Genomic DNA, 20,669 nt, shown 5'->3' with positions numbered 1-20,669 from the left:
CTTTTTTCTTTATATAAATAAGAAGAAAGGTGTATCATATAAGGATGCAAGGGAAATACTTATATACATTTGTGAAAAAATTGTTACTTTTTTTCGTCGTTTGCGATATCATTTTATTTGATATAAGATTAGAATGAGAATAAAATGAGAATATGAACGTTTTAGGAATTTTTAAAATGTATATATAGGATTAATGGAGGTATTGAGATGGCTGGTTCTACATTAACGGTTAAAGACTTACACGTATCAATTGACGGCAAAGAAATTTTAAAAGGTGTAAACCTTGAAGTAAAAGGTGGAGAAATCCACGCAATTATGGGACCTAACGGAACAGGTAAATCAACTTTATCTTCTGCGATTATGGGTCACCCAAAGTATGAAGTAACAGAAGGTAGCATCATCATCGACGGTGAAGATGTATTAGAAATGGAAGTAGACGAGCGCGCACAAGCGGGTCTATTCCTAGCAATGCAATATCCAAGTGAAATTAGCGGAGTAACAAATGCTGACTTCTTACGTTCTGCAATTAACGCACGTCGTGAAGAAGGCGATGAAATTTCTCTTATGAAATTTATCCGTACATTAGATAAAAACATGGAATTCCTAGAAATGGATCCAGAAATGGCACAACGTTACTTAAACGAAGGTTTCTCTGGTGGAGAGAAAAAGCGTAACGAAATTCTTCAATTAATGATGATTGAGCCAAAAATCGCAATCTTAGATGAAATCGACTCAGGTCTTGATATCGATGCATTAAAAGTTGTATCTAAAGGTATTAACCAAATGCGCGGCGAAGAGTTCGGTTGCCTAATGATTACGCATTACCAACGCTTATTAAACTACATCACTCCAGACTTCGTTCACGTTATGATGAACGGTCGTATCGTTAAATCTGGTGGCCCTGAGCTTGCACAACGTCTAGAAGCTGAAGGTTACGACTGGATTAAAAAAGAATTAGGTATTGAAGACGAAACAACAGAGCAAGAAGCGTAAGAGAGGAGCATAAACATGACAATCGGTACATTACCTTTCGATCAAGAAACAATCCGTCAACGCGCAAGCGAAGTAAACGAAGCTGCTTGGTTGACTGAGTTCCGCTTACAAGCTCTTGCACAAGCAACAGAACTTCCAATGCCAACGCCTGATAAAACGAAAATTGAAAAATGGGACTTTATCGGAAAAGGCGACGCTGCTAAGCAAGAGCCTGTAAGTTCTTTAACAGAGCTTCCAGAAGCAGTGAAAAACTTAATCGATGAAAATAACAGCGTATTAGTGCAACGTACTGGTACAACTGCGTTCGTTTCTTTAGCAGACGAAGCAAAAGACAAAGGTGTTATTTTCACAGATATCGTAACAGCTGCAACAGAGCATGCTGAATTACTACAAAAGTATTTAATGAAAGACGGAGTGAAAGTAGACGAGCATCGTCTAACTGCACTTCATGCTGCATTAATCAACGGCGGTGCATTCGTATATGTTCCGAAAAACGTTGTTCTTGAAACTCCACTTCAAGCTGTATTCTTAGTAGACGGCGAAGAAGCTAACGTATATAACCACGTATTATTCGTAGCTGATGCGAACAGTACTGCAACTTATGTAGAAAACTATGTTGCAAATGAAAATGCTAAAGGTATTGCAAATATCGTAGCAGAAGTAATCGTGGAACAAGGCGCACAAGTGAAATTCGGTGCGGTTGATCTATTAGCAAAAGACGTAACAACTTACGTTAACCGCCGCGGTGTTGTTGGACGCGACGGCCGCATTGATTGGGCTCTAGGCCTTATGAATGATGGAAACACAATTTCAGAGAACGTTACGAACTTAATGGGCGACGGTTCATATGCTGATACGAAAACAGTAACAATTGGCCGTGGTAACCAAACACAAAACTTTACAACTAAAGTTGTTCACTTCGGTAAACACTCTGAAGGTTGGATTTTAAAACACGGTGTACAAAAAGATAGTGCAACATCTATCTTTAATGGAATTGGTAAGATTGAACACGGTGCATCTAAATCAAATGCACAACAATCTTCTCGCGTTCTTATGCTAGACGAAAAAGCTCGCGGTGATGCGAACCCAATTCTTTTAATTGATGAAGATGATGTTATGGCAGGTCACGCAGCTTCAGTAGGCCGCGTAGATCCGTACCAATTATACTACTTGATGAGCCGTGGTATTCCAAAACGCGAAGCAGAACGTTTAGTCATCCATGGATTCTTAGCACCTGTAGTAAATGAGCTTCCAATTGAAGGAGTAAAAGCACAGCTTGTTGAGGTAATTGAAAGGAAAGTTCGCTAATGAATATTCATGAAATACGCAAACAGTTTCCAATTCTTGATCAAAAAGTGAACGGCAAACAACTTGTTTATTTCGATAGTGCAGCAACTTCTCAAAAACCAATTCAAGTCATTGAAACGTTAGAACGTTACTATAAAGAATATAATTCTAACGTGCATCGCGGTGTTCATACGCTCGGTACGAAAGCTACCGACGCGTATGAAGGTGCACGTGAGAAAGTTCGCAAGTTTATTAACGCGAAATCAATGGAAGAGATTATTTTCACGCGCGGAACGACAACTGCATTAAATACAGTAGCGGCTAGCTATGGCCTTGAAAATGTAAAAGAAGGCGATGAAATCGTTATTTCTTACATGGAACACCATAGTAACATCATTCCGTGGCAACAAGTTGCGAAGAAAACTGGCGCAACTTTGAAATACCTTCCGCTTCAACCAGACGGTACAATTTCTTTAGAAGATGTTCGTCAAACTGTTACACCGAATACAAAAATCGTTTCTATTATGCAAGTATCAAACGTACTTGGAACGATTAACCCTGTAAAAGAAATCGGAGCAATCGCACACGAAAACGGAGCAATTATGGTCGTTGATGGCGCACAAAGTACACCTCACATGAAAGTGGATGTACAAGATTTAAACTGTGATTTCTACGCATTATCTGCTCATAAGATGTGCGGACCTACAGGTATCGGCGTATTATATGGTAAGAAAGAATTGCTAAACAATATGGAGCCAATTGAATTTGGTGGTGAAATGATTGATTTCGTAGATTTACAAGAATCTACTTGGAAAGAGCTTCCGTGGAAGTTTGAAGCGGGTACACCGATTATCGGTAATGCAATCGGACTTGGTGCGGCAATTGATTTCCTAGAAGAAATCGGTCTTGATAATATTGAAAAGCATGAGCATGAATTAGCGCAATACGCTTTAGAAAGACTATCAGAAGTAGATGGCGTTACAATTTATGGTCCAAAGCATCGCGCTGGTCTTGTTACATTTAATATTGAAGACGTACATCCTCACGATGTAGCGACTGTATTAGATGTAGAAGGCATTGCAGTTCGCGCAGGACATCACTGTGCACAACCGCTTATGAAGTGGCTAAAAGCTTCTTCAACAGCACGTGCGAGCTTCTATTTATATAATACAAAAGAAGAAATTGATACATTTGTTGAATCGCTAATCAAGACAAAGGAGTATTTCACAAATGTCATTTAATAATTTAGATACGTTATATCGTCAAGTTATTATGGATCATTACAAAAATCCTCGTAACCATGGCGTGTTAGAAGATAGTGTTACCGTTAACTTGAACAATCCAACTTGCGGCGATCGTATTCAACTTACGATGAAAGTAGAAGAAGGTATTGTGCAAGAGGCGAAGTTTGAAGGCGAAGGATGTTCAATCTCAATGTCTTCAGCTTCAATGATGACACAAGCAGTAAAAGGTAAGAAAATTGAAGAAGCACTTCAGCTTTCGAAAATTTTCTCTGACATGATGCTAGGAAAAGAGTACGATGACAGCATCGATTTAGGAGATATTGAAGCATTACAAGGCGTATGCAAGTTCCCTGCACGTATTAAATGTGCAACATTAGCGTGGAAAGCGTTAGAAAAGGGCTTAAACGAAGATAAGTAATGTTAAAGGTTCCTAAAAATGAGGTTATCTAAGGAGGGACACACCAACATGGCGAAGCAACTGCCAGATATCGGCGATTACAAATATGGTTTCAAAGACAAAGACGTTTCGATTTTCCGTGCTGGACGCGGTTTAACAAAAGAGATCGTTGAAGAGATTTCACGTATGAAAGAAGAACCACAGTGGATGTTAGACTTCCGTTTAAAATCACTGGATAAGTTCTATGAAATGCCAATGCCACAATGGGGCGGCGACTTAAACGACTTAGATTTCGATGAAATTACGTACTACGTAAAACCATCTGAGAAATCTGAGAAGTCTTGGGATGAAGTACCTGATGAAATTAAAGCAACATTTGATAAATTAGGTATTCCAGAAGCTGAGCAAAAATATTTAGCTGGTGTATCTGCACAGTACGAATCTGAAGTTGTATACCACAACATGAAAGAAGACCTAGAAGCTCTAGGAATCGTCTTCAAAGATACAGATAGCGCATTAAAAGAGAACGAAGATATTTTCCGTGAGCATTTCGGAAAAGTAATTCCACCAACAGACAACAAATTCTCTGCATTAAACTCTGCAGTTTGGTCTGGTGGATCATTCATCTACGTTCCAAAAGGTATTAAAGTTGATACACCACTTCAAGCGTATTTCCGTATTAACTCTGAAAATATGGGACAATTCGAGCGTACGCTTATCATCGTAGACGAAGGCGCACACGTACACTACGTAGAAGGTTGTACAGCACCTGTTTACACTACTAACTCACTTCACAGTGCGGTAGTAGAAATCATCATTAAAAAAGATGCGTATTGCCGTTATACAACAATCCAAAACTGGGCGAACAACGTATACAACCTAGTTACAAAACGTGCGGTTTGTGAAGAAAACGCAACGATGGAATGGATTGATGGTAACATCGGTTCTAAATTAACGATGAAATACCCAGCAGTTATCTTAAAAGGCGAAGGCGCTCGTGGTTTAACATTATCAATCGCGATTGCTGGTAAAGGCCAACACCAAGATGCTGGTGCGAAAATGATTCACTTAGCACCAAACACGTCTTCAACAATCGTTTCTAAATCGATTGCGAAGCATGGTGGTAAAGTAACTTACCGTGGTATCGTACACTTCGGACCAAAAGCGAAAAACTCTCGCTCTAACATCGAGTGTGACACGTTAATCATGGATAACCAATCTACATCTGATACAATTCCTTACAACGAAATCAAAAACGATTACGTTTCACTTGAGCACGAAGCGAAAGTATCGAAAGTATCAGAAGAACAATTATTCTACCTAATGAGCCGTGGTATTTCTGAGCAAGAAGCTACAGAAATGATCGTAATGGGCTTCATCGAGCCATTCACTCGCGAACTTCCAATGGAATACGCAGTTGAAATGAACCGCCTAATCAAGTTTGAGATGGAAGGTTCTATTGGTTAATAGATAAAGTAGAAGCGCCCTGCTGTGCAGGGCGCTTTTTTGTTTTGCGGATTTGTCTTGGCTTGGGAGAGGATACCCGGGTGGGTGTTCAGTTAAATATATCAACGATTTTTCAAATATATCGATCATAAACGGGAATATATCAACGATTATTTCAATATATCAACGTTTCGACAAGGAATATCGATTTGTCGACAAGATAAGACAAAAGAAAATCCTCACATACCCTAAATATTTTATAAGAACAGAGAACGACTAGGTTTAAGACAAAGATACTGACAAATCCACTTGAACAACCACCCACTGAATTCTCTATTAAACTTTTTGACAAATCCACCCCTCCCTCCACTATCTGGAATTCTTTCCTGCATTAGCAAAAGTTTCTCATATGAAAAGGACAATCTTTTGCTTTTTCTCACAATGCGAGTACAATGTAAAATAGCAAGAAAAGACGAAAAGTATTTACAGGATTATTGTGTGCGCATAGCGTAAATGGCAGTAAGGAACTGAGAGGAGGTTTTTTCTCTGAATACAAATAAAGAAACAATCATCCACCTTTATCATACAAACGATATACATAGTCATTTTGAAAATTGGCCGCAAATTTCTCGGTTTGTTCTAGGGGAGAAAAAGCGAAGACAGGAAGCGGGAGAGACTGTTTTGACGGTTGATATTGGTGATCATGTGGATCGTTTTCATAGTATTTCGGAAGCGACAAATGGCCTTGGGAATACGAAGCTTTTAAATGAGGCGTTATATGATTATGTAACGATCGGAAATAATGAAGGCATTACGTTAGCGAAGGAGCATTTGAATCGTCTATATGATGATGCTGGATTTGAGGTGCTCGTTGCGAATTTATTTAAAAAAGAAGGGGTACGTCCAGCGTGGGCGAAGCCTTATAAATTACATACGACGACAGATGGGATTATCATTGCTTTTATCGGATTAACGGTAGCTTATCCAGAGTTTTATCATATGCTCGATTGGCATATTGAAGATCCGCTTATCCATTTAGAGTCTATTTTAGAAGAAGTGAAAGATGAGGCGCATATTACCGTTGTCCTATCTCACCTTGGAAAAAGTATGGATGAGTATATGGCAGAGCATTATGATATAGATGTTATTTTAGGTGCACATACGCATCATTTATTTGAGCGTGGTGTTCTACTGAACAATACTTTACTTTGCTGTTGTGAAAAGTGGGGACGTTACGTTGGCCACGTTCAGCTTACTGTGGATAAAGAGACGAAGAAGCTGTTGAAAAAAGACGGTAGAGCGATTAAGACGGAACGGTTAGGTGCTTATAGCGAGCCGTTATCCACAATTGAAATACTGCAGGAAGAAAGTAAGCATATAATGGCAGAGCCTGTCGTTCATTTAAAAGAGTCATTACCGGTTGATTGGTTTCAGGAGACGCCGTTTTCTCATATGTTAGCAAGTGCGCTGAAAACATGGTGCGATGCAGAGATTGGCATGGTGAACGCCGGTGTACTTCTTGAAGGGCTAGAAGAGGGTGTTGTAACGCGCGGAGATATTCACAGAATTTGTCCACATCCAATTAATCCGTGTGCTTTGAAAGTTCCAGGAAAGATATTAAGAGAAGTTATTTTGAAAGCACGTAAACCGAACATGGAGAATCTTGAGGTGAAAGGATTCGGATTTCGGGGGAAAGTGATGGGGAAAATGATTTATGCTGGTGTAGAAGTCATTCCAGATACGATTCCTGGCAATAAAATTTTATTAGAAGATGTATTGATTAACGGCGAATCGCTGGAGTTAGACCGTATATATACGGTAGGAACAATCGATATGTTTACGTTTGGATACTTATACCCAGAGCTATCCACACTTTCTAGCAAACAATATTATATGCCAGAACTACTTAGAGATGTGTTAACGGATATGTTAATAACTCATACAACTTCCGTTAAACTATAGGCTAGTTAACTTGTAACACTCATTTTTCTCTTGTCATACAGATAAGAAAGAGAGGAGTGTGAACTATGGTTAATGTGGAGCCAATTATAATTGATAATTATACGTTTATTGCGGTTAGCGTGAAACTTCCAAAGACGAATTTGCTAGCTGTAATGAGCGATAAAGGATATATTATGTGTGGTGCATTAGATGTAGGTCTTTTAAATGAGAAATTAGGTAATCGAGGAATTATTGCTGGCCGTGCGGTTGGTGTAAGAACGATTGAACAACTTCTTGAAGCGCCACTAGAATCGGTAACGACTGGAGCTGAAGCGTTAGGCATTCCAGTAGGAACGATTGGAAAAGAAGCATTATTAAAAATGAGATAAGCATATATCGTCCCTCCTTCTTGCATAGAAATGATATAAGAAGGAGGTTTTTTTATGAGTATATTTCGCTCGAAAAACTCGCGGTTTCGAAGGGGACCTATTGCCTTTCGGTATATACTGCTTATGTCGTTTATTCTTTTTGTTATATTACTTACGCAAGGGTTGTGGATTGTGAATAATAGTATTCAGCCGACCTTAATTAAATATGGGGAAGTAGAGACACATAAAATGGCGACAGCAATTATGACGAAGGCGGTAAAGGATAGAATTAATGAAGGATTCGATGTCGATTCATTAATGAAAGTACAGAATGATAAAAACGGAAAAGTATCCACAATTAATTTAAATACGAAGCAAGTAAATGAAATCGTAACGTCAACGACCACGTACATAGAAAAATATTTGCAACAAGTAGAACAAGGAAAGTTGAAGGAGCTAGGTATTTCTGAAAAAAACGGGGCGACTATGGCAGTTCCTTTTGGACGTGTAACTGATAATGCACTCCTTGGTAATATAGGACCAGATATTCCGATTCATTTCACGCCAATTGGGCATGTGAATACAGATATTAAACAAAAAATTGAGCCGCATGGAATTAATACTACAGCGATTCAAATTGTTATGGAAATGGAAGTAACATTGCAAGTAATTATTCCATTTCATACGAAAGAGATAACTGTGAAACAAAATGTTCCGATTGCGACGCGTATCGTTCAAGGGGAAGTGCCTACGTATTATGGAAGCGGAAGTGTTGCTGTACCTGATAAAAAGAAAACAGATAGTTAGTTGCATATAAAGTGAAACTTGGCTGAGCCGGGCTTTTACTGGATAAAAAATAACCGTAGCAATGCAGCTACGGTTATCTTTTTGTATTTGCTCGTTCTTTGCGTTCCCAAAGGCTTAAATGCATGTATGGATCGAAGGCCCATTCTGTATAGCCATTGTCTTTATATATGCCAAAATGTAAGTGGGGTGGGAATTTTCCGGCTGTACCAGGAGGTCCATAACCAGTGCTACCAACAAATCCAATTACTTTTCCTGGCTCAACAATTTGTCCAAGCTGTATTTCTTTTGAGAACCCGCCTAAATGAGCGTAATAATGGTAATTGTTATGAAGGTCACGAATACCAATGCGCCATCCACCAAGGCGGTTCCAGCCTTTTGTTTCAATAATGCCATAGCAAGTCGATCTTACTGGCACGCCATATCCGGCGAAAATATCGGTTCCTTCATGAATTCGTCTTCCGCCAAAACTTCTTCCAGCGCCGAAAGTACTACGGTAGCTATGGTCACTACGAATCGGAAGAGGAAAAGCATTTCCTTCTAAATTAATACGTCCATAATGTTTATAAATTTGGGCGTACTCGCTAATTAAATCAACTGTTTTTGCACGTCTATAATATTCCCAAAGCATAATTTTAATACGGTCTTCTGACGTTCCTTGTTTCCTTAAAATAGTCGCTGCGGTATGCAGAAGATCACGGTCGCTATTTGCATTTGCAAATCCATCTTTGTCACCATCTAAACCTATTCCGCCAAATAGAGAAATTGTATGGGGGAGAGTATCGTTACTATTAACAGGTCCAGCCCATATTTCTGGTTTGAAATAAAGGGAAATGATGGCATCTGGTTTTTTTGGAATATCTTTTCTTACGCTCCGTATATTTCTTTCATATTGATCCATTGCAGCTAAGTAATACCATGGAATGCCTGAAGACTGCTCGGTTTCTTTATATAGTGCCATGCGCTTTTCGTATATGCTTTGCTGATTATCTTCACCGTAAGCGATGTTTTGGTGGAGAAGAAAACAAATAGAAAGCAAAAGAGAAATTTTTCGAAGCATGAAATAGACTCCTTTCACAACATCACTCTTTTTAGTGTGGGATATACGGAGTATTTCATTATAGGGAACGATTGGAAAAAATCTTAGAATCTTCATTTGAGCAAATCGCTTTCATACGTTAGAATAGATATGTTACATTGAAAGAAGCGAACACGGTAAACTATTTCATATTGTGCGGAGTTGATAACCATGACAAAACAAACAGAATATAAGCGCAAGCCCGAATGGTTGAAAATTAAGTTAAACACGAATGAAAACTATACAGGCTTAAAGAAAATGATGCGTTCTAAGAATCTTCATACCGTTTGTGAAGAGGCAAAATGTCCGAATATTCATGAATGCTGGGCTGTAAGAAAAACAGCAACATTTATGATTTTAGGTGCGGTTTGTACACGTGCTTGTCGTTTTTGTGCGGTTAAAACAGGCTTACCAACTGAGCTTGATTTACAAGAACCAGAACGCGTAGCAGATTCAGTAGTACAAATGGGCTTAAAGCACGTTGTTATAACAGCGGTTGCACGTGATGATTTAAAGGACGGCGGAGCAGCTGTTTTTGCTGAAACAGTACGAGCAGTACGTCGTAAAAACCCATTCACGTCTATCGAAGTATTACCATCTGATATGGCTGGGGTAGAAGAAAACTTAAAAATGTTAATGGATGCAAAACCAGATATTTTAAACCATAACATTGAAACAGTACGTCGATTATCTAACCGAGTTCGCGCTAGAGCAAAGTATGACCGTTCATTAGAGTTTTTACGTCGAGCAAAAGAAATGCAGCCTGATATTCCAACTAAATCGAGCATTATGGTCGGCTTAGGTGAAACAAGAGAAGATTTAATTGAAGCAATGGATGACTTACGTGCAAACAATGTGGATATTTTAACTCTTGGACAATATCTACAACCATCTAAGAAGCATTTACCAGTTATTAAATATTATCCACCAGCAGAATTTGCAGAGCTTAAAGAAATTGCACTTAGCAAAGGATTTAGCCACTGTGAAGCTGGCCCACTTGTGCGTTCTTCTTACCATGCGGACGAGCAAGTACGTTCTGCAAAAGAAAAAACAGCAGAAGCTAAATAATGAAAAAAGAGAGCTAACGATCAGCTCTCTTTTTGTTTGTACTCTAAAACGGTATTTGTACATGTTAATAAAATCTTTTTTAATTCTTCTGTGGATAATTCAATTGTAAATTCAGGTACACCAGGTGTAATTAAAATTTTATCGTACGTATAAACGGAACTGTCCACAATAATTGTTACTTCTTGTGAATAACCAAAAGGAGCTACACATCCTGGAGTACAGCCAGTTTCCATTCTTAGTTCATCAGGAGAACAGAGCGATAAGCGTTCTCCCGTTATTTCTTTCATCTCTCCGCGGTTAAGCCGATTTCCTTCTAACGTAAAAAACACATAAAAATTTCCAGATGTTGATTTTAAAAATAAGCTTTTACTTGGAGTACCTTGTAAGCCAAGTCTTTCACGTACAATCCGATCCGTCTCATAATCGAGTACTGGTTCGTGTTCGAATTTTTCATAAGAAACATTTGTTTTATGTAGTAAAGCAAGTACGTCTTCGTACATATGAAATGATACCCCTTTCTATTGTTAGAACAGTCTCTTCTCGTGGCGTCAACTGAATGTTTTGGAAAGGGATATTACTTGGACGATGCTTCCCATAAGCGTGTTATGATACATTGTTCGTCGATTGTAATTTCGTAAATATCAGGATTCGTTAAAGTTCTCCATTCATTAAAGCCAATCGTATGATTAAAATGCTTTAAAATGAGCGTAAGTAAATTGCCATGTGTAACAAGTAGTGTTGTCGTATGGTTTAATTGTAAAACGTCTTGAATAAGCGATATGGCACGGTCTGTTGCTTGTTTTGTTGACTCTCCGCCTGAAAAGGCAATATCTATATTCGTAAAAGTGGATTCTAGTTTTTGCATCCAATCATCCATTGGAACGTTGCTCAATATGCGTTCAGTTAATCGTTCATCTTCTTGGATAGATAAGTTAGCTTGGAGTGCATAGGGCCGAATGGAATCGATAGCTCGGACAAATGGGCTTGAAATAATATGATCGATTTGTAGAGTATTTTCTAAGAGGAATGTAGCAAGGGTATTTGCTTGGTCTTTTCCATCGGTCGTTAATTCAGCATCACATTCTTGCCCAGTTGCTGAACAATGTCGTATTAAAATAATTTTCTTCATAATTCATCCCCATCTTTCAAGTTGACGCTATATACTTCGACAAATGTGGAAATAATTCCTTTTTATTGGAAACAGCATATGGATTTAAATATGTGGAAAAGTAATGTGGATAATAAAAAATTGAGGTGCAATGATGAAAAAAATGATATGTATCGTATTCATTATTTGTTTTCTTGCGCAATTGTCCACAACATATGCAGAATCCAACCGAAAACTAAATTATCCAAGCAATCAAAATAAGTCATTTGTGAGTGGGGATGTTTTTTATAAACAGTTAGATAAGAAAATTTATAAAGAGTACAAAAATGCAGCATATAGTGTTCGTAAAAAAATTTCATTTAAAGAAGTGGCTGATGAGGAATTTTCTTTCCTGCAAAAAACAGCTGTCGGTTGTCGAAGTAGAGTGGTGCTTCAAGATTTTTTTGTTCACCCTGATCGCCAAGTTTATTTTTTCGCTTCTTTTACTCAAAATGAAGTAGAAGCGTTTCATAAGTACATCGTTATAGATGCAGAAACAAAGAGGGAGCTGCAAGAGGGCAAAAGTTATCATCCATATAAAAAATAAACCACCAATTTTGGTGGTTTATTTTTTACTCCGGTACACTCATTAATTTCTCTTTCATTTTGCGAATAAGAACGACAGCGCCAATTGTACACAGAAGTGTAATTCCTTCGGCAACGAAGATGTTGATTGTTTTTGTTTGGTAAAGTGCCGCGAAAAAGTCTACAAATGCGTGGAATAGTATAGCGTATACTAGGAAGATGTATTTCTTCTGTTTTACTGCGTATAAAACAAGCATTGTAAAGGCGATTTGAAGCACGAGTGCCATAATTCTTTCTAAGCTACCAAGGAAGTATAAGTAGGCAGGTTGCTGAATTAACATGTCCTGTAAAATACTGAGCTCGGGTTTTTGTTCAATCAGTCGAGAGAAGCTACCATCGTTAATAGAATTAGCAAAAATTAATGCTTGTAATGCAGAAAAACCGCCAATTAAAATAGATTCAATTCCGCCGTGACCAATTCCATAAGCGAAGCCATCTTTATATTCTAGATATTTTTTTAGTAAGAAGAAGAAGGCAACGAAGCGTCCTAATTCTTCAAAAATACCAGCAGTCAATCCGCCATAAATTGCGAAGACAAACGGATTTTCTAAAAATGGAGCGATTGTTGGATTACCGCGCATAAATAGGTGGAATGGTGTTTCAAGAATTTGGGTGAATCCGATAAAGATAAGAACACCAACGCCGACTACTTTCCAATTAATATTATATTTTTTACGGAAATAAACGAGTACGATAATTGGGACCAGAATCGAGACAATGAGTTGAAAAATGATGCTGGCAATTACAGTATTTGAAACCATACTTTCACCGCTTTCTAATATATGTACATATCTATTATGCATGAAATAGGGGAGAGATGAAACTTTTAGAAAGAAAATGAATTTACTTATTGACTCTAACGTTGCGTCATACTTTATCGTATGTACTAAGGGGGAGATACAAATGACAATGAGAGTAAAAGAAGTAGCTGATTTAGTTGGAATTAGTGTGCGCACACTGCATCATTACGATGAAATTGGGTTGTTAACCCCAGACGAGACGACAGAGTCTGGATATCGTCTGTATTCCAATGAAAATTTAGAGACATTGCAGCAAATTTTGTTTTTTAAAGAGCTTGGCTTCCCTTTGAAGAAAATTAAAGAGATTATCATGAGTCCATCATTTGATCGCGAAGAGGCACTACAGCTTCATAAGAAGATGCTTCTTGAAAAGCGTGCCAGATTAGATAAGGTGATTGCGACGATTGATAAAACAATTCAGCATACAAAAGGAGAGATTGAAATGACGAATAAAGAGAAATTTGAAGGATTCGATTTCAGCCATAACCCATATGAAGAAGAAGCACGTGAAAAATGGGGAGATGCAGCTGTAGATAAAGCGAACGAATATGCAAAAGGTATGTCAAAAGAGAACCAAGAGGAGTTTAATGCTATTTATAGAAATTTAGCAACGCTTAGACACGATGCACCAGATTCTAAAGAGGCGCAGGCAGCTATCAAAGTATGGTACGATTACTTGCAAAACTTTAGTCACTATTCATTAGACGCTTTTAAGGGACTCGGTCAAATGTACGTCGCTGATGAGCGCTTTACGAAAAATATCGATAAGTTTGGCGAGGGGTTAGCGCAGTTTATGTGTGATGCGATGGAGATTTATGCGGATCGTAATAAAAAATAAAAAGTAAAACAGGTGGAGGTTCTCTCCACCTGTTTTACTTTTTAATCATATTATTTAAAGTCTGATCCCCCGTATTGTTCAAATGAGGATTTTTACTCATTTCACGTTTTAGCATATCGAGGCTTTGCGTATATTCTGTATCATTTAATGCGCCAGATTGAAGCCCTTGAATTTGAGAAATCAACTTTTGGTCTGTTGATACATATGCTTTATAATAGCGAGGGACGATGGACAAAGCGGTTTTATATACTTGATCTGCTACGAGTTTTGGATCCGTTGTGTTTGCACGGTATACAACAAATACTTCATCATCGGTAACGAGTGTAGCAGCGTTTGTAACGTCAGGAAGTTTGACTGTCATGCTTGTAATCATTTCAGCGACTTTCTCGCGATTAATGGCCCCTACTTGTTTGTTAGATACTTCATGCTTTTGTTTAGAAGAATAACCGACTCTTGTGAGTCTTGTATTTGTATTTTCCGTATGATACATGTCGTTTTTATTGGAAACAAGAACACGGCTTCCTTCTTCACGTTCCATTTCAGCTTTGTTCGCTGATTGGCAGCCTGCAAATAAGGAAAGAGTGAGAAGGGAAAGTAAAATTTGTTTTTTCACGATGTATCACCTCCTTCTCCATAGCATGTACTACTTTGCAATTTTTTGTATTTGAAATTGTTGGTTGTTATGCTTTGTGATACGATAAAAAGAAGAATGCTTAGAGAGGAAGTTAATGATGGAGCAAAAGCAAGAGCAAGAGATTCATGCTACGGTGAGCATTAATAATGTTCAGTACGAAGTAATTAAAAACTTTCGTGACGGTTTTAGTGAAGAAGCATTTAAAGAGCGCTATGCAGAAATTTTAAATAAATATGATTATATCGTTGGAGACTGGGGATATGAGCAACTTAGACTGCGAGGATTCTTTGATGATAGTAACCAACGTGCGACATATGATACGAAAATTAGTACGTTAACGGAGTATTTATACGAGTACTGTAACTTCGGTTGTGCACACTTCGTATTACGAAAAGTGAAGAAATAAAAAAATCCTCTTACAATTGTAAGAGGATTTTTTACATATTCTCGCTTATAAACAAATCGAGATATGATCGCCTTCAGAAAGTATTGCATTTGGTTTCATTTGTTGTCCATTTAATTGAATATCCCCATTTTTAATTTTATTCACAATGCGTGTACGGCTCCAGTCGGAAATATATGTGGATAAGGCTTTATCAATGCGGTGGGAACCGAAAACGATATCTAATACGATCGTGATTTCAGCTACGCCACTTTCTTTATGTTGCGTAATAGAAATAGTAGTACTTGTTTCTGTTTGATCTTGCTGAGTCATATCAATCGTTTCAACGTGATCAGTAAATGATTTATAAATACGCAGTTTTTGATTCCACGTATGATCTTTCGAACATTTATAAATGGCAAAGCGGTATATGTTTTTTCCATTGGCGTTATGCCTACGAATATTCGTATCAGTAAATAGGGTAGTACGTCCGCAATTTTTACAATATTTTTCGATTGTGTGTTGCTGATTTTCATATAAACTCCAAGAAAGTTGTACTTTCTGCATTTTCCTTCACCTCTTATAGTAGTGGCAAAGAAACGTAATACAGCTATTTGGATGTCTTGTAGTATGAAGACATGAGAAAAAGACAAAAATAAAAGGAGGTTCCCCAAAGAGGAACCTCCGTAAACATCATACTACAGATGCAATACGTTCCTTTGTAATGGGAATGGGCAGACTACTCCCTTGAAAAAGCGTGGTGCTTTTTTGAGAGTAATGCTATCCAATTGCTGGTCCATTACAAAGTAAATGTTGGCATACGTAGATAACGTCCTTTCTATCCAAATAGATTTATTCTTCATTATAACATATAATACTGAAAATTCGGAATAATGAAGGCGGAAAAACACCAGCTAAAATAGCTGGTGCATACGATAAATTATATAAGTTCAAATAAAAATGAGCGTAATTCTTCTGCAATTTCTTCAGTCATAGAAAATGCGTGCTCTAAGTAGCCTGGTTCGTTTAAATCGTCAGCACCGATAATTGCAAATTTATTACTTTGCATATCAAGTACAATTGTTTTACCGTAATGACGATCGGAGTATAAAAGCGCTAAATCGTGACGCTCATTTTCTCCCATAAAGCTAACGAAACGAGTTTTTGTAGCGACAGTGTCGTCGTACAGAAAGAAACGTTCTTCCATACACATGGCTCCTTTATTAAATATCTAAGTTTAAGTGTGGTTTATGATCTAAATGGTGATGTGTTTTAATGAATCGTACTGTTCTTGTTTTGTAACGCATTACGATAGAGTATGTTTCAGCTAAATCTCCGCCAAGGAATTTAACACCGTCTAATAACTCACCAGCAGATACACCAGTTGCTGAGAAGATTGCATCATCCCCAGATACTAAGTCATCTAACATAAGAAGTTGACGAGGGTCTTCTAATCCCATTTCACGACAACGAGCTTCTTCTTCTTCGTTCATTGGAACTAAGCGAGCTTGCATTTCACCTTCAAGGCACTTTAATGCTGCTGCAGAAATAACACCTTCTGGAGCTCCGCCAATACCTACGAATAAGTCGATACCCGTTCCAGGTAGTGCTGTTGCGATTGACGCACCAACATCACCGTCACCAAATAATTTTACGCGTGCACCTTTTGCACGAACACGGTCAATAATATCTTGATGACGTTCACGTTCTTGAACGATAACCGTTAGGTCACGAATCTTTTTATTGTTAGCTTCTGCTACAATTTCAATTGTTTTTTCAATTGGATCATCTAAGCTAATTTTACCAGCTGCTTTTGGACCAACCGCGATTTTTTCCATGTACATATCAGGAGCATGAAGAAGGTTCCCTTTGTCTGCGATTGCAATAACTGCCATTGCATTTGCAAGACCTTTTGCAACGATGTTTGTACCTTCTAATGGATCAACGGCGATGTCTACTTCCGGACCGTTACCTGTTCCTAGTTCTTCACCAATATACAACATCGGTGCTTCATCAAGTTCTCCCTCACCAATTACAACTGTACCTGCCATGTTTACTGAATCGAACATATCACGCATTGCTGTAGTTGCTGCATCATCTGCTTCATTTTTCTTTCCGCGGCCCATCCACTGTGCGGATGCTAAGGCTGCTGCTTCTGTTACACGGACAATTTCTAGTGCGAGTTCACGTTCCAAGATTCCATTCCTCCAATTTCAAAAATCATACAAATATAACTATAACAAATAACGGAGAAAAGGTGAATTCGAAAAATTGTCGATTTTTTCAGAAGAAAGCGTTACAATTAAAATGTAAATGCTTTAATTTCCAGGTAGGTGACATTCATGTATTTTGTAGACAGAAAGAAAATAGAACAAATGCTAGTATGTTTAGAACGAGCAACAAGTACATTTCAAGAGAAAAAGATATATGAAACCGAGTTTGAATTTTACGCATTAGAGCGCATAGCCCATCTGATTATTGATACTGTATTAGATGTAGGAAATGCGATGATTGATGGATTTATTATGCGCGATCCAGGAAGCTATGAAGATATTATTGATATTTTAATGGACGAGCGAGTGATAAGTGAAGAAGATGGACAAGGGATGAAAGAAATTATCCTTCTTCGAAAGATGCTTACGCAAGATTATATTCAAATGAATCATGACGAATTATATAAGACGATTCAAAAACATATTGCAGTGGTAGAAAAATACCCAGCAAATATTCGCAGTTATTTAGAAAAGGAATTAGGACCTGTATCTGCATTTGTACCAGAATAATTATGCTTATAAGATCCCCAGAGAATGCCTTTTGGGGATCTTATATTGTATGTGAGAAAGAAAAGGGAGAAGGGTGAAGTATGGGGGAAGCACGTACTACGAAAGACGAGATTGTACAATTGTTGAAAGTAAAGGGAGAGCACACAGTAGCTGAACTAGCTGACGTTTTAGAGATTACAGAAATGGCAATCAGAAGACATTTAAGTAATCTTGAGAAAGACGGACTCATTTATTCTAAGATGGTAAGGCAACATGTCGGAAGACCAACTTATTTGTATGGATTAAGTGAAAAGGGAGAAGATACATTCCCGAAAGAGTATAAGCAATTTGCGATTGATATGTTAGAAGATTTAGCTCGAATGGGCGATGAAAAAATACTTCGTTACGTTTTAAAAGAGAGAACGAAGCGAATGGAAGAACAGTTGCAAAAGAGAGTAAGTAATCAAAAGAATTTAGCATATAAAGTGCAAGAGATAGCAGCTATGCAAGAGAAAAATGGTTATATGGTTCAAATAAAGAGAGATGGAGAGAACTCTTTCGTAATTGAAAAACAAAACTGTCCATTAAAAGAAATTGCAGAGAGATTCCCGCAAGTATGTGAAGATGAAAAAGAGATGTATAATCGTTTATTTACGAACGCAGAAGTGAAAACGCTAGCAAACATGTGCGAGGGCGATTGTAGTTGTTCTTACCAAATAAAAGAGAAAAAATGAACGTTATGGGGCGCTTTAAGGTAAAGCGTTTTTTTCTTTGGAAAAAGCGGGTAATATAAGAGTGGTATGATAGGTGAGAACGTTAGCATAGAAGGAGAGACATAATGATGTATAAAGGTTACTTAATTGACTTAGACGGTACGATGTATCGCGGAGAAGAACAAATTGAAGAAGCGAGCGACTTCGTAAAAGCTTTAGGAGAGCGCGGCATTCCTTATTTATTCGTTACGAATAACTCAACGCGTAAACCAGAACAAGTGGCAGAAAAACTTGTTCGTTTCGATATTCCAGCGAAAGCAGAGCAAGTATTCACAACGAGTATGGCGACTGCGAACTTCATTTATGAACGTAAACAAGATGCAACTGTATATATGATTGGTGAAGAAGGCTTACACGATGCACTTGTGGAAAAAGGATTTGAACTTGTGGATGAAAATCCTGATTTCGTTGTTGTTGGTTTAGATCGTGACATCACATATGAAAAGTTAGCAAAAGCGTGTCTTGCTGTGCGTAATGGCGCAACGTTTATTTCGACAAATGGGGACATTGCCATCCCAACTGAGCGCGGGTTATTACCAGGTAACGGTTCATTAACATCGGTTGTAGCAGTATCAACAGGTGTGGATCCAATCTTTATCGGAAAACCAGAATCAATCATTATGGAACAAGCTTTAAAAGTTCTTGGTATAGGAAAAGATGAAGCATTAATGGTTGGGGATAACTATGATACAGACATTTTAGCAGGAGTAAATGCTGGTATGCATACGCTTCTTGTCCACACTGGAGTCACAACTGTGGAGAAGTTAACAGAATACGAAGTTCAACCGACGCAAGTTGTGCATAACTTGACGGAGTGGATTGAGAAGATGTAATGAAAAAAGCTGTTCCAAACTTTGGAACAGCTTTTTTTATTTCGTTGTGACTAGTGTCGATTTTTGTCGGTAAGTCGATATATTTGAAAAATCGCCGATATAATCTGAGTTACGCCGATATATTTAGAAAATCGCTGATATAATCTGAGTTGCGCTGATATATTAAAAAAATCGCTGATATAATTTTATTAGAATGCACGATTCACAACGTCTTTTACTTCTTCAAGATATTGTTTACGCACATCATTATCCACAGAAGGGACACTTGTATAGAATGTATGCTCAAGTGTTTCAATACCTGTAAAGTCAAAAATACCAACATCCGCTGTTTTCTTCATTGCATCAAACATGCCGCCTGCTGTGTATGCCTCTTTCGTATTACCCATTGTAGATAATAACAATCCTTTTTTACCGCTTAATAACTTTTCAATGCCGTTTTCACCGTAAGCATAAGCAAATCCATGGCTAAACACACGGTCAACGTATCCTTTTAAAATAGCAGGAAGTCCCGCCCACCAAACTGGATAAATAAATGTAATGCTATCAGCCCAAGAGATATGCTCTTGTTCTTCTTTAATATCTTCGGGTGTATTTCCTTGAGAAAATGAGATGAAATCGGAAGCGCCTAATACTGGATTGAAGTTTAATTCGTATAGATCGCGAACGCGTACTTCATGACCTTTTTCTTCTAATTCACGTTTTACCGTTTCTAAAATCGCATGGTTGAAGCTTTCTGTATTTGGGTGTGCATAAACGATTACATGTTTCATTGTTCTTCCTCCTATTTGTGGATATGTGAATAGCTATTTGTATATCTGTAACTATTATGGTTACTACTTTTATAGAAGTCAAGTAATACATATGTATGTATAAAAAGACGCTCGAAAATCGCCTTTTTATACCCCGCTCATACAAAGTACAAAGAAGACGAATAAAATGATAACAATACCAATGCCAAAGTTAAATACGAGAGTACTATCCATATATGTAGCCTCCTTGTTTGAAAGTAAAAAGCACTCTAGTTAAGAGTGCTTTTTTTATTTTGAATCTACTTTATAACTTTTAGAAAGTGATTCATGCGTGTAATGATTTACATTATTTTATGTATTTATACTTTGAAATGAGTAAGTCCTTGTTGGATATAGAAAAAAAGACACTCGTTCGAGTGTCTTTTAAGATGACAAAATGTGCCAATTGCTTGAGGTTGATAAGACGCTAATTTCCGTGTTAACGCCTTTTCTTTAATCAAGAAGTGTAGCAACAGCGATTCAAATAAATTGTACCATCTG

General features: G+C 37.8%; 24 protein-coding genes. 15 read left to right on the top strand and 9 right to left on the bottom strand.

Features of this window, described 5'->3' with window-relative positions; genetic code table 11:
- Positions 1–207 precede the first annotated feature (207 nt).
- From sufC to yunB, 8 genes are all read left to right on the top strand, one after another.
- Positions 208–993 carry a Fe-S cluster assembly ATPase SufC gene (gene sufC, locus OXT04_RS22125; protein WP_000929163.1) on the top strand — a complete coding sequence of 262 codons (786 nt, stop codon included), beginning with the start codon at positions 208–210 and terminating at the stop codon, positions 991–993.
- 15 nt (positions 994–1,008) lie between these two features.
- Positions 1,009–2,301: a Fe-S cluster assembly protein SufD gene (gene sufD / locus OXT04_RS22120; protein ID WP_000152173.1), complete on the top strand. Its 1,293-nt coding sequence runs from the start codon at positions 1,009–1,011 to the stop codon at positions 2,299–2,301.
- On the top strand, positions 2,301–3,521 hold the full coding sequence (sufS, locus tag OXT04_RS22115; protein ID WP_001020767.1) for a cysteine desulfurase SufS: 1,221 nt from the start codon (positions 2,301–2,303) through the stop codon (positions 3,519–3,521). Before sufD ends, sufS begins: the two co-directional genes overlap by 1 nt.
- Positions 3,511–3,942: a Fe-S cluster assembly sulfur transfer protein SufU gene (gene sufU / locus OXT04_RS22110; protein ID WP_000009523.1), complete on the top strand. Its 432-nt coding sequence runs from the start codon at positions 3,511–3,513 to the stop codon at positions 3,940–3,942. The genes sufS and sufU overlap by 11 nt, the downstream gene beginning before the upstream one ends.
- 48 nt (positions 3,943–3,990) lie before the next feature.
- Positions 3,991–5,388: a Fe-S cluster assembly protein SufB gene (sufB, locus tag OXT04_RS22105; RefSeq protein ID WP_001118824.1), complete on the top strand. Its 1,398-nt coding sequence runs from the start codon at positions 3,991–3,993 to the stop codon at positions 5,386–5,388.
- Positions 5,389–5,913: 525 nt separating this feature from the next.
- The gene (locus OXT04_RS22100) at positions 5,914–7,329 is read left to right on the top strand and encodes a bifunctional metallophosphatase/5'-nucleotidase (protein WP_276591288.1); all 1,416 of its coding nucleotides are present in this window, start codon (positions 5,914–5,916) and stop codon (positions 7,327–7,329) included.
- A 65-nt stretch (positions 7,330–7,394) separates the two neighbouring features.
- Positions 7,395–7,697 carry a YunC family protein gene (locus tag OXT04_RS22095; protein ID WP_267417621.1) on the top strand — a complete coding sequence of 101 codons (303 nt, stop codon included), beginning with the start codon at positions 7,395–7,397 and terminating at the stop codon, positions 7,695–7,697.
- 54 nt (positions 7,698–7,751) lie between these two features.
- Positions 7,752–8,483 (top strand): sporulation protein YunB, encoded by a 732-nt coding sequence (yunB, locus tag OXT04_RS22090; RefSeq protein WP_000021807.1) that lies wholly within the window; start codon positions 7,752–7,754, stop codon positions 8,481–8,483.
- Positions 8,484–8,556: 73 nt separating this feature from the next.
- On the opposite strand, the gene OXT04_RS22085 is transcribed toward yunB, so the two are convergent.
- Positions 8,557–9,540 carry a M23 family metallopeptidase gene (locus OXT04_RS22085; RefSeq protein ID WP_000944681.1) on the bottom strand — a complete coding sequence of 328 codons (984 nt, stop codon included), beginning with the start codon at positions 9,538–9,540 and terminating at the stop codon, positions 8,557–8,559.
- A gap of 189 nt (positions 9,541–9,729) precedes the next feature.
- Between OXT04_RS22085 and lipA the strand changes: the two genes are divergently transcribed.
- The gene (gene lipA / locus OXT04_RS22080; RefSeq protein ID WP_000166367.1) at positions 9,730–10,626 is read left to right on the top strand and encodes a lipoyl synthase; all 897 of its coding nucleotides are present in this window, start codon (positions 9,730–9,732) and stop codon (positions 10,624–10,626) included.
- Positions 10,627–10,646: 20 nt separating this feature from the next.
- On the opposite strand, the gene OXT04_RS22075 is transcribed toward lipA, so the two are convergent.
- Positions 10,647–11,126: a YbaK/EbsC family protein gene (locus tag OXT04_RS22075; RefSeq protein WP_000272751.1), complete on the bottom strand. Its 480-nt coding sequence runs from the start codon at positions 11,124–11,126 to the stop codon at positions 10,647–10,649.
- Positions 11,127–11,200: 74 nt separating this feature from the next.
- Positions 11,201–11,755: a histidine phosphatase family protein gene (locus OXT04_RS22070; protein ID WP_267417616.1), complete on the bottom strand. Its 555-nt coding sequence runs from the start codon at positions 11,753–11,755 to the stop codon at positions 11,201–11,203.
- A gap of 133 nt (positions 11,756–11,888) precedes the next feature.
- On the opposite strand from OXT04_RS22070, the gene OXT04_RS22065 reads away from it, so the two are divergent.
- Entirely contained in the window at positions 11,889–12,320 is a 432-nt protein-coding gene (locus OXT04_RS22065) for a hypothetical protein (protein WP_000738182.1), read from the top strand.
- 25 nt (positions 12,321–12,345) lie between these two features.
- Here OXT04_RS22065 and OXT04_RS22060 read toward each other — a convergent pair whose 3' ends face one another.
- The gene (locus tag OXT04_RS22060; RefSeq protein ID WP_002094186.1) at positions 12,346–13,161 is read right to left on the bottom strand and encodes a YhfC family intramembrane metalloprotease; all 816 of its coding nucleotides are present in this window, start codon (positions 13,159–13,161) and stop codon (positions 12,346–12,348) included.
- Between the two features lie 100 nt (positions 13,162–13,261).
- Here OXT04_RS22060 and OXT04_RS22055 point away from each other — a divergent pair, with 100 nt between their 5' ends.
- The gene (locus OXT04_RS22055; protein ID WP_000178777.1) at positions 13,262–13,996 is read left to right on the top strand and encodes a MerR family transcriptional regulator; all 735 of its coding nucleotides are present in this window, start codon (positions 13,262–13,264) and stop codon (positions 13,994–13,996) included.
- 34 nt (positions 13,997–14,030) lie between these two features.
- On the opposite strand, the gene OXT04_RS22050 is transcribed toward OXT04_RS22055, so the two are convergent.
- Positions 14,031–14,609, bottom strand: a complete 579-nt coding sequence (locus tag OXT04_RS22050; RefSeq protein ID WP_000744131.1) for a YhcN/YlaJ family sporulation lipoprotein — start codon at positions 14,607–14,609, stop codon at positions 14,031–14,033.
- A 115-nt stretch (positions 14,610–14,724) separates the two neighbouring features.
- On the opposite strand from OXT04_RS22050, the gene OXT04_RS22045 reads away from it, so the two are divergent.
- Positions 14,725–15,036 (top strand): YutD family protein, encoded by a 312-nt coding sequence (locus OXT04_RS22045; RefSeq protein WP_000970508.1) that lies wholly within the window; start codon positions 14,725–14,727, stop codon positions 15,034–15,036.
- A gap of 45 nt (positions 15,037–15,081) precedes the next feature.
- Here OXT04_RS22045 and OXT04_RS22040 read toward each other — a convergent pair whose 3' ends face one another.
- The 3 genes from OXT04_RS22040 to glpX form a co-directional block, all read right to left on the bottom strand.
- The gene (locus OXT04_RS22040; protein ID WP_098255370.1) at positions 15,082–15,579 is read right to left on the bottom strand and encodes a cytoplasmic protein; all 498 of its coding nucleotides are present in this window, start codon (positions 15,577–15,579) and stop codon (positions 15,082–15,084) included.
- Between the two features lie 373 nt (positions 15,580–15,952).
- Entirely contained in the window at positions 15,953–16,219 is a 267-nt protein-coding gene (locus OXT04_RS22035; RefSeq protein WP_000392611.1) for a DUF3055 domain-containing protein, read from the bottom strand.
- A gap of 16 nt (positions 16,220–16,235) precedes the next feature.
- Complete coding sequence (gene glpX, locus OXT04_RS22030) at positions 16,236–17,207, bottom strand: class II fructose-bisphosphatase (RefSeq protein WP_000439090.1); 972 nt, start codon at positions 17,205–17,207, stop codon at positions 16,236–16,238.
- Positions 17,208–17,354: 147 nt separating this feature from the next.
- Here glpX and OXT04_RS22025 point away from each other — a divergent pair, with 147 nt between their 5' ends.
- From OXT04_RS22025 to OXT04_RS22015, 3 genes are all read left to right on the top strand, one after another.
- Entirely contained in the window at positions 17,355–17,795 is a 441-nt protein-coding gene (locus OXT04_RS22025; RefSeq protein WP_000274010.1) for a DUF86 domain-containing protein, read from the top strand.
- 80 nt (positions 17,796–17,875) lie between these two features.
- A complete protein-coding gene (locus tag OXT04_RS22020) occupies positions 17,876–18,508 on the top strand; it encodes a helix-turn-helix transcriptional regulator (protein WP_000503349.1) in 633 nt (210 codons plus the stop codon).
- A 107-nt stretch (positions 18,509–18,615) separates the two neighbouring features.
- Entirely contained in the window at positions 18,616–19,380 is a 765-nt protein-coding gene (locus OXT04_RS22015) for a TIGR01457 family HAD-type hydrolase (RefSeq protein WP_000276470.1), read from the top strand.
- 188 nt (positions 19,381–19,568) lie between these two features.
- On the opposite strand, the gene OXT04_RS22010 is transcribed toward OXT04_RS22015, so the two are convergent.
- A complete protein-coding gene (locus OXT04_RS22010; RefSeq protein ID WP_097924584.1) occupies positions 19,569–20,150 on the bottom strand; it encodes an NAD(P)H-dependent oxidoreductase in 582 nt (193 codons plus the stop codon).
- Positions 20,151–20,669 lie beyond the last annotated feature (519 nt).

Origin of the sequence: Bacillus sp. GC_Bacil_1, from assembly GCF_026540675.1 — a bacterium.
Taxonomy (GTDB): Bacteria; Bacillota; Bacilli; order Bacillales; family Bacillaceae_G; genus Bacillus_A; species Bacillus_A cereus.
This window is presented reverse-complemented; position numbering and strand designations above follow the sequence as displayed.